Source organism: Flavobacterium sp. CG_23.5 (assembly GCF_017875765.1).
Lineage (GTDB): Bacteria > Bacteroidota > Bacteroidia > Flavobacteriales > Flavobacteriaceae > Flavobacterium.
Genome location: NZ_JAGGNA010000001.1, coordinates 2,439,213 through 2,456,421 on the forward strand (window position 1 = coordinate 2,439,213; position 17,209 = coordinate 2,456,421).

General features: G+C 35.7%; 9 protein-coding genes. 4 read left to right on the forward strand and 5 right to left on the reverse strand.

The annotated features are described in order from the left end of the window. Nucleotides 1–124: 124 nt before the first annotated feature. The gene (locus H4V97_RS10535) at nt 125–1,279 is read left to right on the forward strand and encodes a beta-ketoacyl synthase N-terminal-like domain-containing protein (RefSeq protein ID WP_209549688.1); all 1,155 of its coding nucleotides are present in this window, start codon (nt 125–127) and stop codon (nt 1,277–1,279) included. A 10-nt stretch (nt 1,280–1,289) separates the two neighbouring features. Here H4V97_RS10535 and H4V97_RS10540 read toward each other — a convergent pair whose 3' ends face one another. After that, nucleotides 1,290–1,760: a regulatory protein RecX gene (locus H4V97_RS10540; protein WP_196850307.1), complete on the reverse strand. Its 471-nt coding sequence runs from the start codon at nt 1,758–1,760 to the stop codon at nt 1,290–1,292. A 259-nt stretch (nt 1,761–2,019) separates the two neighbouring features. Between H4V97_RS10540 and H4V97_RS10545 the strand changes: the two genes are divergently transcribed. The 3 genes from H4V97_RS10545 (at nt 2,020) to H4V97_RS10555 (ending at nt 13,941) form a co-directional block, all read left to right on the forward strand. Further along, the gene (locus tag H4V97_RS10545; RefSeq protein ID WP_209549689.1) at nt 2,020–4,848 is read left to right on the forward strand and encodes a T9SS sorting signal type C domain-containing protein; all 2,829 of its coding nucleotides are present in this window, start codon (nt 2,020–2,022) and stop codon (nt 4,846–4,848) included. A gap of 409 nt (nt 4,849–5,257) precedes the next feature. Continuing rightward, on the forward strand, nt 5,258–8,518 hold the full coding sequence (locus H4V97_RS10550; RefSeq protein ID WP_209549690.1) for a T9SS sorting signal type C domain-containing protein: 3,261 nt from the start codon (nt 5,258–5,260) through the stop codon (nt 8,516–8,518). Nucleotides 8,519–8,736: 218 nt separating this feature from the next. Then, nucleotides 8,737–13,941 carry a T9SS sorting signal type C domain-containing protein gene (locus tag H4V97_RS10555; RefSeq protein WP_209549691.1) on the forward strand — a complete coding sequence of 1,735 codons (5,205 nt, stop codon included), beginning with the start codon at nt 8,737–8,739 and terminating at the stop codon, nt 13,939–13,941. A 101-nt stretch (nt 13,942–14,042) separates the two neighbouring features. On the opposite strand, the gene H4V97_RS10560 is transcribed toward H4V97_RS10555, so the two are convergent. From H4V97_RS10560 to H4V97_RS10575, 4 genes are all read right to left on the reverse strand, one after another. Next, nucleotides 14,043–14,906, reverse strand: a complete 864-nt coding sequence (locus H4V97_RS10560) for a cupin-like domain-containing protein (RefSeq protein ID WP_209549692.1) — start codon at nt 14,904–14,906, stop codon at nt 14,043–14,045. Nucleotides 14,907–15,010: 104 nt separating this feature from the next. Continuing rightward, on the reverse strand, nt 15,011–16,102 hold the full coding sequence (gene bioB, locus H4V97_RS10565) for a biotin synthase BioB (RefSeq protein WP_196850302.1): 1,092 nt from the start codon (nt 16,100–16,102) through the stop codon (nt 15,011–15,013). Nucleotides 16,103–16,201: 99 nt separating this feature from the next. Next, the gene (locus H4V97_RS10570) at nt 16,202–16,639 is read right to left on the reverse strand and encodes a hypothetical protein (protein WP_196850301.1); all 438 of its coding nucleotides are present in this window, start codon (nt 16,637–16,639) and stop codon (nt 16,202–16,204) included. Nucleotides 16,640–16,729: 90 nt separating this feature from the next. Continuing rightward, complete coding sequence (locus H4V97_RS10575) at nt 16,730–17,179, reverse strand: hypothetical protein (protein WP_196850300.1); 450 nt, start codon at nt 17,177–17,179, stop codon at nt 16,730–16,732. Nucleotides 17,180–17,209 lie beyond the last annotated feature (30 nt).

Below are 17,209 nucleotides of genomic sequence, written 5' to 3' on the forward strand. Positions count from 1 at the left end.
AGGTCAAAACGGTTTTTCGCAGCTTAAAAGAATAAAAATTCGTTTTTATCCGTATTATCGGTGATATCTGTGTGCCAATTTCACGAAAAACTTTGCGACCTTTGCGGTAAAATAAAAAAACATCTTGTCCAAAAAAATTTCAATAACAGCTATTGCTTCCATTTCGCCATTAGGTAATTCGCCAGAAACTATTTGGGAAAATTATCTGAATAACGAGCATTGTTTTACCGAACACAATTTAGACCATAAAAAAACACTAGTAGCTGTGCTCGATACTGATTCGGGACAAATAATTGAAGCCTTGCGACAATCAGATAATAAATATAAATCGTTAGATAAATCGGTTTTATATGCTATGGCAGCTTCGCGTAAAGCTATAGAAAATGCGGGCTGGACTCAAAATGATGTTTTTGGAATCAATATTGGTTCGTCTCGCGGTGCAACTGACTTATTCGAAAAACACCATCAGGAATATTTAGAAAATGGAAAAGCACATACTTTAGCTTCGCCTACAACAACCTTGGGGAATATTTCTTCTTGGGTTTCGCATGATTTACAAAGTTCAGGTCCGGAAATTTCACATTCTATTACTTGTTCGACTGCTTTACATGCTGTATTAAATGGAGTGGCTTGGCTCAAAGCCGGAATGTCTGATAAATTTTTGGTAGGAGGGAGTGAGGCTCCGTTAACCGATTTTACAATTGCTCAAATGCGAGCGCTAAAGATTTATTCCACTAGTGAGGAAAAGTACCCAAATCGCGCATTAGATTTAGAAAAAAAACAAAGCACTATGATTCTTGGTGAAGGTGCTGGAGTTTGTTGTCTCGAAATAGGCGCAAGTGAAAACGTTTTGGCTTATATCGAAGGGATAGGATATGCCACAGAAATTCTGGAACATAATATTTCGATTTCTGCAGAAGCGACTTGTTTCCAGAAATCAATGAAGATGGCTTTGCAAGATGTAGATCCTTCTGAAGTGGATGCAATCGTTATGCATGCTCCCGGAACTATAAAAGGTGATTTAACCGAATATCGCGCAATTGAAAAAGTCTTTGGTTCGAATCTTCCTTTGCTAACTACCAATAAATGGAAAATAGGACACACTTTTGGCGCCTCTGGAATATTGAGTTTAGAATTGGCCGTGATGATGATGCAACACAATACCTTCATTGGAGTTCCTTTTGCAAAAGCACAAACTCAAACAAAACCTATCAAAAAAGTGTTGATAAATGCAGTTGGTTTTGGAGGAAATGCGGTTAGTGTTTTGTTGTCCCTCTAAAATAGTTCCTCTATAAAACTTCCAATTCCTTTACTTTTTCGTAAACCAAATTACTCTCAAAACCTCTACGGAGTAAATAATCACAAAATTTTTTTCTCTTTTTTAGCGAATTTGTTTCTCGTATGGATTCCCAATGTCTTTCGGCGAGCTTGTGAAATGTTGTGGCATATTCTTCTGCAGTAATTTCTTTTAAAGCAATATTAATTAATGTTTGGTTTATTCTTTTTGACTTCAGCTCGTTTACAATTCTGATTTTCCCCCATTGTTTGATACGGTGTTTGCCTCGGGCGAAACTGCAGGCAAAACGTTCTTCGTTTAGAAAATTATCAGCGATAAGTTTTACTAAAATTTGATCAATTTCATCAGAGTCCATTTTCATGGTTCGCAATTTAGCCACTACTTCTTCGTGACAGCGTTCTTGATAGGCGCAAAAATGTTCGATTTTTCTAATAGCTTCTTTGACGGAATAAACTGGATTCATTTATTATTTTTTAAAAGTTGGAAATTTAGGTAATTATTATTAGTTATAGAGGGATTTTATTATTGAAAATGAATGTAATGGATTCAAGACCACTTTTTACCTAATATTTTAGTTTATTGCGAAAATGAATGTGCAAATTGCTTAAAAACAGTATTTTAACAGATATAGATGCTTGTTATCGATTTAATTTTTGTATGTTTTTTATTATTATTTACTTAGAGTAACATATTTAAATGATTTCCCCCAAATCTTAAATGTTATGAAAATAAAATTACTACCTACGCTTTTATTAGTGTTGTCTCAAACTTTGGTGTATTCGCAAACTACTGGAGACTACCGATCTACAACTTCTGGCCCATGGAATAGTGTGGTAAGCTGGGAGTACTACAATGGAACTGCTTGGGTTACTCCTTTAACTACATCACCGCAAGGATATCCCGGTCAATATGCTGTCACGGCCGGGTCTGTTTTAATACAATCAGGTCATACCATTTCAGTTGGCTTGACGGGTATTTCAACTCAATTACTTGGTACTATAACAATTACTGGTACATTATATTTTTTAGGAGATACTAGCGGGGTCGTCAGTACAATTAAAACGCCTCTTATTGTCGTTACTCTGGGTGCCGGCTTAATATCAATGGTAAATAAAGTTACCTTGTACGTGCCGATCGATAATTCTGTTATCGAAACATCTAACGCAGGAATGAATGGTGGTAATTGCAGTAATAATCAGACTATCATTCTGGGATACACTACTCCTATAACTATTGATTGTTCAGGAAATTTAAAATTTGCCTATGTAGAAGCTGACGGAGGTACCCCTAATGCTGTGCCTACGTCAAATACTCCCGTTTGTCAAGGCAGTCCTATTAATTTATTTGGAAATTATGCTGGGCTTGGGCGAAATAATGCCATCACGTATTTATGGACAATTGTTGATCCTAATAATAATATAGTTACTGCAGGAGTTACGGCACGAAATCCAATTATCAATTCACCTATTGTTGGGAATTATAAGGCGACACTTAAATGTACGTCCACGTATAGCAGTAATTCCTATACTAATTCCGAAACCATTAATGTAGTAGTGAACCCCACACCAACAGTTCCTATAATAGGTGCGATAAAGCCAATTGATTGTAATTCAGCCGGTAGTGTCGTTCTCAGTGGTTTGCCATCAGGCACTTGGACAATTAATCCTGGAAACATTACGGGTTCCGGTTCTACAGGAACAGTAACTGGATTAATGGTTGGCAATTCCTATTCTTTTTCTGTGACGAATCAATTTGGTTGTGTTTCACCAGCAACAACCGGGAGTATTGTAATTACTGATAAATCGTCTTCTACATGGTCTGGAAGTTGGAGCAACGGTATTCCTGATATCACCACCAATGTAATTATTGCAGCAGACTACGATACCAATTTGTTGCCTAATATTACTGCGTGTAGCTTAACGGTAAATTCTGGAAAAGTTCTTACTATTAGTGATCAAAAATTTGTAACTATTCAGAATAATTTAGTTGTTAATGGGACCTTAAATATCGCAAACCAAGGATCTTTAGTAATGATAAGTGATTCAGGCACGGTGATAAATAACGGGACCATGAGGGTAAATAAAACGACCACTCCTTTTGAAAAGTCGGACTATACGTATTGGTCAAGTCCAATTACGAGTACACCAATCTCTTATACTGCAGGGACTACGTTTGCAAACTGGCGAACTGATCATGCTTACTATTTTAATCCTGCTAATTTTTTAGATTCAGACGATGATGGTTTTGACGATAATCATGATGATTGGGTAAGGGCTAGCAATATGGATGTTCCAGGAAAGGGATACATCATCATGGGTCCAACTTGGTTAACTTCTTACCCTGCAGTAGAATCTGTAGTTTTTAATGCTAGTTCTACCGTAAATAAAGTAAACACAGGTAGTATAAATGTTCCAATACAATTAACTCCGGGAACAATTGCAGATGATGATTGGAATTTGGTAGGTAACCCGTATCCTTGCGCAATCGATGCAAATAAATTCATTAATGCAAATAGTGCAAACATTGACGGTACCTTATATTTTTGGACTCATAAGGCTAATCTAGGAGGTGGTGCAAATCTTGGTCCCGATGCATATAATTATTCTCAATCTGATTACGCGATATACAATTTGACAGGAGGCACGGCTACCGTTTCAACAATGGCAGCTAAAACGATTTCAACAACCGGAAGTTCAGATTCATCCGTAAATTCAGTACCGCTTGGATATATTTTGTCTTGCCAAGGTTTTTTTGTCGAGGCAAAAAATGGTAATGTTAATTTACTTTTTAATAACGATATGCGTGTCGGTTCTACAACACCAACATCGAACACACAATTTTTCAGAACGATGCCTGTTAAAGAAATAACCGAAGTCAAAGATCGGATTTGGCTAAATTTAGAGAATAAAGATGGGATGTTTAGTCAACAGCTCGTTGGGTATTTTAAGAATGCTACAAATGACTTTGATAATGGCTATGACGGGATGCTAAATGATGGGGGTAATTATGTTAATTTTTACTCTTTAATAGGTGATAGTGCCTACAAAATACAAGGGAGGGAAGCTTACAAAAGTAGTGATGAGGTCCGTCTTGGTTATTCTAGCGCCGTTGATGGGATTTTCAATATAAACATCGACTCTAAAGAGGGAGTGTTTAGCAGTATCAACAATGCTGTTTTGCTCGAAGATAAATTGACTGGCGTTATTCATAATCTGAAAGAATCTCCATATAGTTTTACCACCAAATCGGGAACATATGATGATCGTTTTGTATTGCGATATACAGATAAAACTCTAGAAACTAAAAGCTTTAAAAAACTCGAAAATACAGTTTTAGTGTATAATACAAATAAAGAAATAACAATAAACTCGCCAAATGAAATGATTTATAAAATTCAAGTTTATGATTTATTTGGAAGAGTACTATTTCAAAAAACAAATGTAAATAACAATGACTTTATTGTTCAAAATTTAGGGTTAACGCACCAAGTTCTGTTGATTAAGATTTTATTACATGATGGGCAGATCGTCGCAAATAAAATTGTTTATTAAAGTTAATTTAAACATTTATGTTTTTAAAAAGCCGGTATGTTGCAACGCAATGGCTTTTATAATCTTCCAGTTGTTGTTTTTGAATCCATTGGATAATATGTGATGACATAAAATTTTTGGTGCTTAAAGATTACGTTTAAAATTTGATTGTGGGAATTAATGTTTTTCGGCAGATTTTCCATTCATAGAGTATTGCGTAAATAATGAAATTAACTTACAATAGTACCCAATCATCACTGTATAAATTTTCTAAAACATATGATTTTTTCTAAAAACAGGATTTGAAGTATATGATTGCTGCATTATAACTGAAATATGCGTACTTAATCGACTTAATTTGGCTGGCATCTTGGTTTTTTATATTTTTATTTGTAGGCTAAAACCTATATTAGATTCCTACGAGATAAATATGAAAATACTTTTACACAAATTTAATTATTTTGTTTTCACATTGATGTTTTTTTCTATTTCCGGAAATATGGATGCAGCCCAGGTCACCATTAACTCAGCGGTGATTTATAATGCAATTTATGCTGGAGATGATATTATAATTGCAAGTGGGGGTACTTTTACTATAAATAGTGACGCTCAATTAAATACAATTACAGTAAAGGGATCTGGCACTTTAATCGTTAATTCTCCTTATATATTAACAGTTGGTATCTCAACTAATGCTTTTTCAAACCAAGTAGTTGACTTCGCGAATAATAGTATTGTTACTATTAATGCTGGAGCTACGTTAATTGTTTATGGTCTATTGAACAACAGTAATAATAGTACTGGTATTTCATTTAATGGTACGGTTAAGATTTTTGGAAATGTAACTGGAGGGAATGGATCAACAATTGTTGGTACAGGGACGTTAGAAGCAACTGGTACAATTATAACAGACAATAGTGGTGCCATTTTTGGCTCAGATGGTAATTGTTCTACCGGACCATGTAGTGGAGGTAGTCTTTGTGGGTTTACAACGAGTATATCAAGTAATCAAACCGTTTGTTCAAATGTAACACCTTCTACATTATCTAGTACAACGAATGCAAGTTCCCCAGAGTATCAATGGCAATCATCAATAATTTCTGGCGGTGGATTTGCAGATATTAACGGAGCAACGAGTCCAACATATTCTTTCTCTGCCCCATTATCTCAAACTACTTATTATCGATTGAAAGTAAAAAGTACATGTACCGTAATTACTTCTCAAATTACAATCACTGTAAATTCTTTACCAGTTATTGCTTCACAACCGGTAAGTCAGTTAGATTGCGAGGGGGCTTCTGTTAGTTTTAATGTTGTAGCCTCTGGAGCAACGACTTATACTTGGAAGTACAAATTACCTGGAGGAAGTTTTGCTACTATGCCGGTTACCAATGTAACTTACCCTACAATTAGCAAAATTACAGTAGCAAAAGTGGGTAGTGCACAATTTCCTGATGGTACACAATTTCAAGTAATTGTTTTTAATGGCACATGTAGTGTTAGTTCGAGTATTGCGACTCTTTCTGTAAATGAAATAACAGGAATAACAGGTAGTCCATTAGTTACTCAATGTTATGGAACAAATTATGCTTTAACGGCTTCAGTTTCGGTTACTGCCATACCAAATGTTGTTTCTTATCAGTGGAAAAAATCTATTACGTCAGGTGTCTGGACAGTCGTAGATAATGTTGGAAAATACTCTGGAGCGACAACAGCCTCATTAAACATTACGGGAGGAACGCCTTCAGAATCTGCTGCATACCGTGTATACATCACTTTTAATAATTCAACGACTCAATGCTCGGTAGATAGTTCAACCAGAGAACGTCAAATCACTTTTCTCCCGCTGTTAACAGCCCCGACAATTACTTCAATAACGCAACCTAATTGTGTAACACCGACAGGAACAATTGATATTACAGTTCAAAGCGCAAGTGATATTTATAGTTTTGATAATGGCGGGACTTATCAATCAAGTAATACTAAATCAGGATTAGCGGCAGGAAATTACATTGTGCTAATAAAAAATATTGCGGGATGCATATCATCATCAACCGCAGTTAATTTATCTTCTGCGACAACAACTTGGAGTGGGTCTTGGTCAGATGGAGTACCAACCATTAATCAAAAAATTATTTTTAACAGTAGTTATAATTCAACTGGTGACCTTTCGAGTTGTTCATGCTATGTTTCGGGTGGTGCAAATGTAATTATTAATTCTGGTCATACGCTGACTGTCGCAAATGAAGTTACTGTTGCCAGTTCAGGGTCTTTAACTTTTGAGGATACCGCTAGTTTGGTACAGCTAAACAATGTCGCCAATGCAGACAATATTACTTACAAGCGATTAACTACGCCGATAAGTAAATTTGATTATACTTATTGGTCTTCGCCAGTTTCGCCACAAACATTATACAATGTTTCTTCGAATACAGCCGCAGACAAGTTTTTTTCTTTTGATGCAGTGGCCGATGCTTGGAAACAGGAAAGTTCAAGTACTGTTATGGGGAAAGGGATTGGTTATATCATTAGGGGACCGCAGAATTTTACGGCACCTTTACCTCCAGGTCCTTATCAAGCGTCTTTTAGTGGAGTGCCAAATAATGGAAATATAACAGTATCCATCATTCCCTCTGTCGAAGCATCTTATCTTTTAGGGAATCCATATCCTTCCGCTTTAGATGCCAATGCGTTTTTAATAGCAAATAGCGGGGTATTAGATGGGACTATTTATTTTTGGACGCATAATACACCTATTACTGGTAATTTGTATTCGCAGGGTGATTACGCTTCTTATAACCTTGTTGGTGGAGTTAAAACTAGTGCCGTAAATACAGGAGTTAATATCGATGCTCCGTCGGGGAAAATTGGATCAGGGCAGGCATTTTTTGCAACTAGTATTGCCGCTGGAACTGTAGTATTCAATAATAATATGAGAGTAGGAGTAGGAGGTATTACGGGAAACAACTCGCAGTTTTTTAAATTTAGCGCAAAATCAAAAATGGCTGACTCCTTTGAAAAAAATAGAGTATGGCTAAATTTATACAATAATCAAGGTGTATTCAAACAAGCTTTGGTAGGCTATGTGGACGGAGCCACAAATGACTATGATAATGGATATGATGGAGAGACATTTGATGGGAATGAGTTTTTAGATTTTTATAGTATCAACCAAGATAAAAACCTGGTGATTCAAGGTAGATCTTTACCCTTTAATGAAACTGATGTTGTTTCTATCGGTTATAGATCTACTATTGTTGGTGATTTTACAATTGCGATTGATCAAACAGATGGGTTATTTGTAAATCAAGATGTATTTATTGAAGATAAAAACGCCAAGATTATTAAAAATTTAAAAGAAGGAGCTTATAATTTCAGTACTGAAGCAGGAACATTCAACGACCGTTTTGTGTTGCGTTATACCAATAAAACTTTAGGAACCAATAATTTTGATAAACTCGACAATACAGTTTTAGTCTCGAATAAAAATAAACAAATAAAGATAAACTCATCGGTCGAAATGATTAACAAAGTTCAAGTGTACGACTTATGGGGTAGATCCATTTATCAAAAAACGAACGTGAATACAAATGAATTCATCATTCTAAATTTAGCTTCTGCTCATCAAACTTTACTGGTTAAGATTCTATTGCAAAATGGACAGACGTTCACTGATAAAATTGCTTATTAAAAGACTTTAAAACATCAAATTATGCATTCCTTCATTTGTATGTGTCTTTTCGTTTTTTAGAATTTTTGTTATTCTCCACAAATTTTAAAATTAAAATCAATAAAAGATGTATTTAAACAGATATAAATGCATTTAAACGGTTTTATTTTGTTTTCTAGTTGTTTTTAGATGTTTTTGCAGATTAATGCCTACTAATTTTCTTTAACATCCCAAAAATTATGATAAAAAAACTACTCACTCCTTTTTTTCTAATTTTGTTTCAATTTGGGATTACGGCACAAAAAGCCATTTATAAAGGATCATCAAAAAGGAATTCGTCTACGCTTTTAAATTCGTATTTAAAATTAGTCCAATCATTTTCGGTTCGTAAATTAAATGAATTTAAAGTAATTTTTGTTTTAATAGCCCTATTTTCTTTCTCTCTAACTAATGCGGCTACAATAATAAGTGCAGGAAGTGGTTCTTGGTCAACGCCATCAACTTGGGTTGGAGGTGTTGTTCCTTTGGCTTCAGATAATGTAACTATTGGCGCTGGTCATGCCGTTACGGTTACAGTTTCTGCGAGTATTACTAATCTTAATTTAAGTACAACCACTAGTAAATTAATTATTAACAGCAGTCAGACATTTACCGTTATCGGAACTTTTGCAAATAGTGGAACTACCACTAATGGAGTTAACGGGCCTGGAACGATTTTGTTTACCGGCACAACTAGCTTTGGAATTTTAACACTAACTGGGGTGCCGCCTTCTATTATAATTGGTAATGGGGTCAGTACAAATACGATAACTGTTGGAGCAAATACAATAGTTACTGATGTGACCGTTAATGTAGGCGCAACATTGAGTACTATGAATAGGGTAATTGCGGTTAACGGTAATTTCACCAATAATGGAAAGGTCTCAGGAACAACGGCACAAGTAAATCTATCGACAGGTAATTTTAGTAATACCGGAACGTTTACACTTTCCACAGGTCAAGTAGCTGTTTCCACAGGGAATTTTAATAGTACCAGTTCATTTATATTTACTAATGCAGGTTTTTTAAAATTAGGAGGAAATTTCACTTATTCAGGAATTTTTACGCTATTCATAGCACAAGTTCAGTTTACAGGTTCTGCCAATCAATCGATTCAGGGATTTACCACCACAGGATTAGTAAGTATGCTAAAAACAGGAGGGGCGGCTACTTTAACGGGAAATGTCAGCGCCGGTGGATTAACTATAAGTGGAGCTGGAGGGACTTTAGATTTAGTATCAGGGACGCATACCTTTAATGGAACTTGGACGAGAACCAATGGAACGCTTAATTGTGGTTCTAGTTTGTTAAGAATTGGAGCTAGCATAGCAGGTACTGGCGTTGGAACATTTAGCCCAGGTACTGGAACAGTAGAATATTATGGAGCTGCGCAAACGGCAGCTGTTGTAAACTATAATAATTTAATTATTTCTGGCACAAAAAACAAGACATTTTCAACGCCACCAACTGTAAATGGTACTCTCTATATGGCAGGTACTACTGCTGCAGTTATTGTTACCACAGGAGCTGTGACTTATGGAGCAAATGCGACATTACAATATAACAAAGCCGCAGCTTATGCAGCTACTTCAGAAGAATGGATTACTCCATTTGCTTCAACTGGCGGAGTGGTTATTGCTAATACAGGTATAATAACATTGAATGAGGCTAAAGTTTTTAATCCTACAGCGCCATTAACAATAGGTCTGAATGCTAAATTAAATACAAGTGGAAGTAATTGGGGCTTGACTTTTGGAGGTAATTTTATAAATAATGGAGGTATCCTCACTGCTAATGCTTCACCTATAACAATTACGGATGTTTTGGCAACTCAAAGTATTGGTGCTTTTAATACCGCAGGAACTGTCAGTATGACAAAAACTGCAGGTATTGCTACTTTAACAGGTAATGTAACGGGAGGTCTATTGACCATTAACGGATCTGTAGGTACATTAAATTTAGGAATAGGATTAACACATACTTTTTCAGGACTTGTCACACTTATTGCTGGAACACTGAATGCCGGTTCAAGCACTATCAACGCAAATCTAGTAGCTAACCCAGCGTGGACGAACACGGCAGGAGTATTTGTTCCCGGTACAGGAACAGTAAATTTTGGGGGAGCAGGAGCCCAGTTCCTTACAGGGACATTAGTTACATCCTTTAATAACTTAACCGTTTCCGCATCAGGGCTTAAATCTTTAACAAAAGTCCCTTTAGTTAATGGCACGCTCTCTATGGAGGGAACTGCTACGGTTTCTGCAGCGCCTACTTATGGACCTGCCGCTAAACTACAATACAATACAACTACACCTAGATTATCAAGCTTTGAATGGATTACTCCATTTACAGCAACTGGTGGGGTTCGTGTCATCAGTACAGGAACAATCACAGCTAATAGTGCTAAAATTTTTAATGCTTCAGTACCTCTCACTGTTGGAAATGGCACAAACGGAAGTTTAGATAATGGTGGTTTTTTACTATCTGGAGTAGGAACTTTTAGCCTTGCTAATGGAGGAACCTTAAATTTGAGTGGAACAAGTACTTTTCCCTCAGGTTTTGCAACAAATGCATTAGGCGCAACGAGTACGGTTAAGTATAGTGGTACAGGACAAACAGTCGCCATCCAAAATTATGGGAATCTTGCACTTAGTGGTATTGGCAATAAGACTTTTGCAGGGGCAACTGTTATTTCGGGTAATTTGTCTTTAGGTACTGGCACAGTAGCGATTTTGTCTGGTGGGTCTGTTTCGACTTCCACAGCGCTTACTTTTATAGCAGTTTCTCAACCTTTAGGTTCTTATGGAGGAGCATTATCTTCAGCTAGCAATAAAAACGTGACTTACTTTGGCAACACAACAACTGGTGTGTTAAATGTTGGTGTAATTTGTGTTCCAGGCACATGGACTGGTCTTATTAGTTCTGATTGGAATGTTGCTAATAACTGGTGTGGACTAAGCATTCCAAACGCTACGACTGATGTAATTATACCAGCCGCACCTACTAGAAAGCCAATAATAACTCTTGCCGATGCTTTGTGTCAAACTATCACTATTGATAATGGGGCGTCTTTAAGCTTTTTAGCTAATTTTACACTAGCTGTAAGCGGGAACTGGATTAACAATGGGATTTTTACAGCAGGTATTGGTACAGTAAATTTTACAGGGACTGCAGATCAATCAATTGGAGGTTTGTCAACCAATACATTCAATAATCTTAGTAACTCCAATGTTCTTTCTACTCTTTATACAACAAAGGATATAATAGTAAATGGCATACTCAATAACAGTTCTGCCACTTCTGTATTTGACCTCTCCACTTTTGCATTGACAGGAGGAGCTGCTTTTACTAATTCAGGTTCAGGACAAATTATATCATCGAACCTTTCAACTAATCCAATTCCTTCAGGTAAAATTTGGACCAATACCATCAATTATGCTAGTTCAACAGGAGGACAAACCATCGTAGGTGGAATTTATAATGCCATTCCTTCTCTGCAACTCAATAATATTTCTGGGACCCAAACCGCTTCCGGCCATATAACAGTTGGCAATCAATTGAATATAGATAATGGAGGTGCTCCTATTTTTAATATGAATGGATTTAATCTAGCTGCGGGGATTTTAAATATGACGCCCACAAATGCGGTATTGGACATGCAATCAGGAAATTTACTATATGATAATAGTGTATTATCTGCATCTACTATGAATGGAACAGTACGCTTTTCTGGTGCAACAAACGGACTTTATGTTCCTACAGGTACGGTTGACTATTATGGTGCAGCGCAAACAGTTGCTGGGGGTGATTATAATAATCTTTTGTTCTCGGGCCTTGGAGGTAGTTATAGTATTGCTAACGATATAAATGTTACCAAACTTACGGTGACTAATGGTGCTGTTACAGTAAAAGATGGTGTTGTAACTACAGCAGATGATGTAATCACTGTAACGGTTCCTGGAAGCCTTACGTTCGAAAACAGTGCCAGTTTAGTGCAAACAACTTATACGGGAGCAAATACGGGAAATATAACCTACAAAAGACTAACTAATACCGCTATCCTTAATAGTGATTCTGTCTTTTGGTCTTCACCAGTTACAGTTTCGGGCTTTTCAGGCCCAAAATTATCTGATGTATCCCCTAATACAAATCTTTTTTACTCTTTTGATACCACAGAAAATTGGAAACAAGAATCACCAACAAAGCTAATGGACATAGGTGTGGGCTATAGTATTCTTGGACCTAAAAGTAATTCGGCGCCAAGTCTCTTCCAGGCCTCATTTATCGGGACGCCAAATAATGGATCTTATCCTATCGCAATTACAGGTGTACCACCTTTACCTGTAACTGATCCAAATGCAGGAAAATTATATCTTCTAGGGAACCCTTATCCATCTGCCATTGATGCAGATTTGTTTTTAGCTGCAAATACCATTTTAGATGGAACTCTTTACTTTTGGACCCATAGTCCCGCTATTGCTAATAATATTTATACGGATGCTGATTATGCGTCGTATAACACGACTGGATCAGTTGGAATTGGGCCAATAGGTGCTGTTCCTTCTGGTATAATTGCGGCAGGGCAAGGTTTTTTTGCAACAGCAATTGATAATGGGACAGTTCGATTCACTAATGATATGCGAGTGTTTGGGACAGGGCCAGATGGGACATTAAATAACTCTCAGTTTTTTAAACTTAACAATACCAAAGCAAAAACATCCATTGATATGGAGAAAAATCGGATTTGGTTGGATTTTTTCAATGAGCAAGGCGCTTTTAAGCAAGCTTTAATTGGCTATATTTCTGATGCCACAAATAATTATGATAACAATTTTGATGGTGAAAGTTTTGATGGTAATAAGTATGTCGATTTTTATAGTATCAACCAAGATAAAAACTTAGTGATTCAAGGTAGGGCTTTGCCATTTGATGAAACAGATGCGGTTCCTTTAGGTTATCGCACTATTATTGATGGAGATTTTACCATAAGAATTAGTCAAGCTGATGGTTTTCTTTACGATCAGGCTGTTTTTATTGAAGATAAATTAAATAATACCCTTTTTGATTTGAAAAGCGGAGACTACACTTTTTCTACCGTTGCAGGAACATTCAACGACCGTTTTGTATTGCGTTACACCAATAAAACTTTAGGAACGAATAATTTTGACAAACTGGATAACCAAATTGTTATTTCGAAAGATAAAAATGAATTAAAAATAAAATCAGAACTGGAAACAATAAAACGAATCACTGTTTTTGATATTCTGGGTAGAAAAATATTTGAGAAAGATGTTATAAATAGTAATGAGTTTCATACCTCAAGTATTGCTTTGAATAATCAAACAGTAGTAGTAAAAGTAACTTTGAACAATGGTAAGGTGATTTCAAAAAAAGTTATTTATTAAAAATAATTGAAAATTTAATAATGCATTAAAAAATCCCATTTTGTTTATAACAGGATGGGATTTTTTAGTGTTTAATGATATTTATAAAAGTAGATAAACTCTTAAGAAAGATTCTTATTGGTTGTAATTAAAGCTTTTTCATTTTTGTAATCAATCCATTCTTGTCCTTTTCTTTTTTTCATGAAATTATCAAAATGGCGCATAATAAACACATTATAAGCGGCTTTTGACAGTTTAACAATGCTTCTTGGAAAAGCCCTTAAACTCATAGAAAAACCAGGAGTAAGGTATTTCATGTAATGCCAATAGCCTTGTGGCATATAAAGCATTTCTCCGTGTTTTAACTCAGTAACATATCCTTGGGATTGCTTCAGAGCGGGAAATTTATCGAAGTCAGGATTGTCAAAATCGATGTCTTCTCTTGAAATTAAAGAGAATGGAACTTTATATAAATAAGGTGTTTGATCTGGTGCAAATAAAACACATCTCTTTTTTCCATTGAATTGAAAATGTAGAATATTAGAATAATCAATATCATAATGCATGAAAACTCTTGAATTTTCGCCTCCAAAGAACAACATTGGCAGCTGTTTGACAAGTTTTAATCCAAGTTCCGGCCATTTGAAGTCTTTTTTTAATAAAGGAACTTCTTTCATTAAATTATAAAGAAAAATTCGAAAATTTGTCGGTTTAGACTTGAGAAGGTCAATGTAATCTGCCATTTTCATATTGGCATGCGCTTCATTGAATCCATCTTTGAAGGAAACGGGACGGTCGTCATATAACGGGACGGTTTTATCCCCAGCCATTTTTTTAATATAATCTAAATTCCATTTTTCGTAAGCAGGCCAATCAGATGTTAACTGCTCTACCACAACAGGTTTTTGTTTTTTGACGAAATTGGTGTAGAAATCTTTTTTTGAAATAGTTTTAACACGTTCAATTTCTTTCAGTTGTAATGGCATAATTAAAATTATATGTATTAAAAAAAAATTGCTCCCAGTATTTAAACTGGGAGCAAAGTTAATAAAGCTTTACGTTAATGTAAAGAAATATTCAGGATTAGTTTTTATAATGACTTTCCTTTTATTGATGCTTCCACATTTCGTTCTATTTCATGCCCTGGTCTTGACCATTTTGGTTTTTCGCCAAGTGGTGCAAATTGTGAATCTGCCGCTTCGATTGTTTGCGGTTGAGAAACCTTTGTAAATGCTTTTTGAGGATTTAAACCTAGCATTTCAAACATTTTCATGTCTTCATTTACATCAGGATTAGGGGTAGTTAATAATTTATCTCCAGCAAAAATTGAATTGGCACCAGCAAAGAAGCACATCGCTTGACCTTCACGGCTCATATTCATTCTTCCAGCTGATAATCGTACTTGCGTTTCGGGCATGATAATTCGGGTAGTCGCTACCATTCGAATCATTTCCCAAATTTCCACTGGTTTTTCTTCTTCCATTGGGGTTCCTTCTACTGCAACCAAAGCATTAATTGGTACTGATTCCGGTTGAGGGTTTAAGGTAGAAAGTGCCACTAGCATTCCTGCTCTGTCTTCGATGCTTTCTCCCATCCCAATGATTCCACCACTACACACCGTAACATTCGTTTTACGAACATTCTCAATAGTTTGTAGACGGTCTTCAAATCCACGTGTTGAGATTACTTCTTTATAATATTCTTCCGAAGTGTCTAAATTGTGATTATAAGCGTATAAACCAGCTTCTGCCAAACGGTGAGCTTGGTTTTCGGTAATCATTCCAAGCGTGCAACACACTTCCATGTCCAGTTTGTTGATGGTACGAACCATCTCAAGGACTTGATCAAATTCAGGTCCGTCTTTTACATTTCTCCAAGCCGCTCCCATGCATACACGTGATGAACCACTTGATTTCGCGCGCAAAGCCTGAGCTTTTACTTGACTCACAGACATTAGGTCATTCCCTTCAACTGAAGTATGATATCGTGCTGCTTGCGGACAATAGCCACAATCTTCCGGGCATCCTCCAGTTTTTATAGATAATAAGGTAGATACTTGAACTACATTAGGATCATGATGTTCCCTGTGTATAGAAGCTGCTTCAAAAAGCAAATCCATCATAGGTTTCTTATATATTGCGATAATTTCGTCTTTCGTCCAGTTGTGTTTTGTAATGCTCATTGATACAAATTTTTTAATGCGCCAAAAGTAGTTAAATTGTTCCAAGAATCAATTTAATAGTTTTTAAAAGACAATGTAAAATAATTTTATAAGAGGAAATTAGTCAGTTGAAAGCTTATTGTTCCAGTATAACATTAATAACATGGTGACAATTACTGACGATGCCATTCCTTCAAAAAGCAAGCAAATGGAATATGTAGTTACCGATGGGTTTCCTCCAAACAAAAAAGTTTTTGAAAGTGATTGAACATAGGCATCACCTCCTTTTGAGTAGCTATAAATAATTAATGCCAAAATGCTTAAAAACACGCCGACAAGAGAAGTCTTCATAGCCGATACAGCGTTAGCAACAAATTCTTTTTTGCCTTCAACAATATTCATTTCGATGGTTTTGTTGACACCGTAAAAAATGAAGACAACGTTTAACAAACGTAGATAAAACAAATTAGCGAGTCCTAAAACGTTCATTAGTAAAAAAAAGATTCCAATTCCAATAAAAATAATGCTTCCGTTTAATACTTCTTTTGGTAGTTTCATAGATGGTGCTTTTTTTATTTTATGAAGAAAATTTTCAAGAAAATAACGTCTTGTTTTTTTAAAGTGACCAAAAAGACAAGAATTTTATATTTAAATTTTATGTTTATCAGAAGAGTATTTGGTCTCCCAGATTAACAGCAAAATAAAGGTAACAATTACCGCAGATACGATTCCTTCAAAAAATAAAGAAATAGAATACGTCATAACGGACGGGTTACCACCAAATAAAAAAGTCTTAGATAAGGATTGCACATAGGCGTCGCCACCTTTTGCATAACTATAGCCAATGAGTCCAAGGATGCTTAAAAAAACTCCGGATAGAGAGGTGAGAAGTGCTGCAACACCATTGGAAACCAAAGCTATTTCACCTTCCATAAAATTGGATTGTAAAGTCCTATTGGTACCATAAATAACAAATAAAACATTAAATAATCGTAAGAAAATCAGATCTGCTAAACCCAAAAGCTCCATTAATAAAAAATAAGCTCCGATTCCGATGAAGATAATTAAGCCATTGGAAATTTCTTTTGGTAGTTTCATATGATTAGATTTTAAGCAATTAAAAAAATA

Coding starts and splice junctions, on each gene's coding strand:
- H4V97_RS10540 (WP_196850307.1), bottom strand. CDS start 1,760: ATGAATCCAGTTTATTCCGTCAAAGAAGCTATTAGAAAAATCGAACAT.
- H4V97_RS10545 (WP_209549689.1), top strand. CDS start 2,020: ATGAAAATAAAATTACTACCTACGCTTTTATTAGTGTTGTCTCAAACT.
- H4V97_RS10550 (WP_209549690.1), top strand. CDS start 5,258: ATGAAAATACTTTTACACAAATTTAATTATTTTGTTTTCACATTGATG.
- H4V97_RS10555 (WP_209549691.1), top strand. CDS start 8,737: ATGATAAAAAAACTACTCACTCCTTTTTTTCTAATTTTGTTTCAATTT.
- H4V97_RS10560 (WP_209549692.1), bottom strand. CDS start 14,906: ATGCCATTACAACTGAAAGAAATTGAACGTGTTAAAACTATTTCAAAA.
- bioB (WP_196850302.1), bottom strand. CDS start 16,102: ATGAGCATTACAAAACACAACTGGACGAAAGACGAAATTATCGCAATA.
- H4V97_RS10570 (WP_196850301.1), bottom strand. CDS start 16,639: ATGAAACTACCAAAAGAAGTATTAAACGGAAGCATTATTTTTATTGGA.
- H4V97_RS10575 (WP_196850300.1), bottom strand. CDS start 17,179: ATGAAACTACCAAAAGAAATTTCCAATGGCTTAATTATCTTCATCGGA.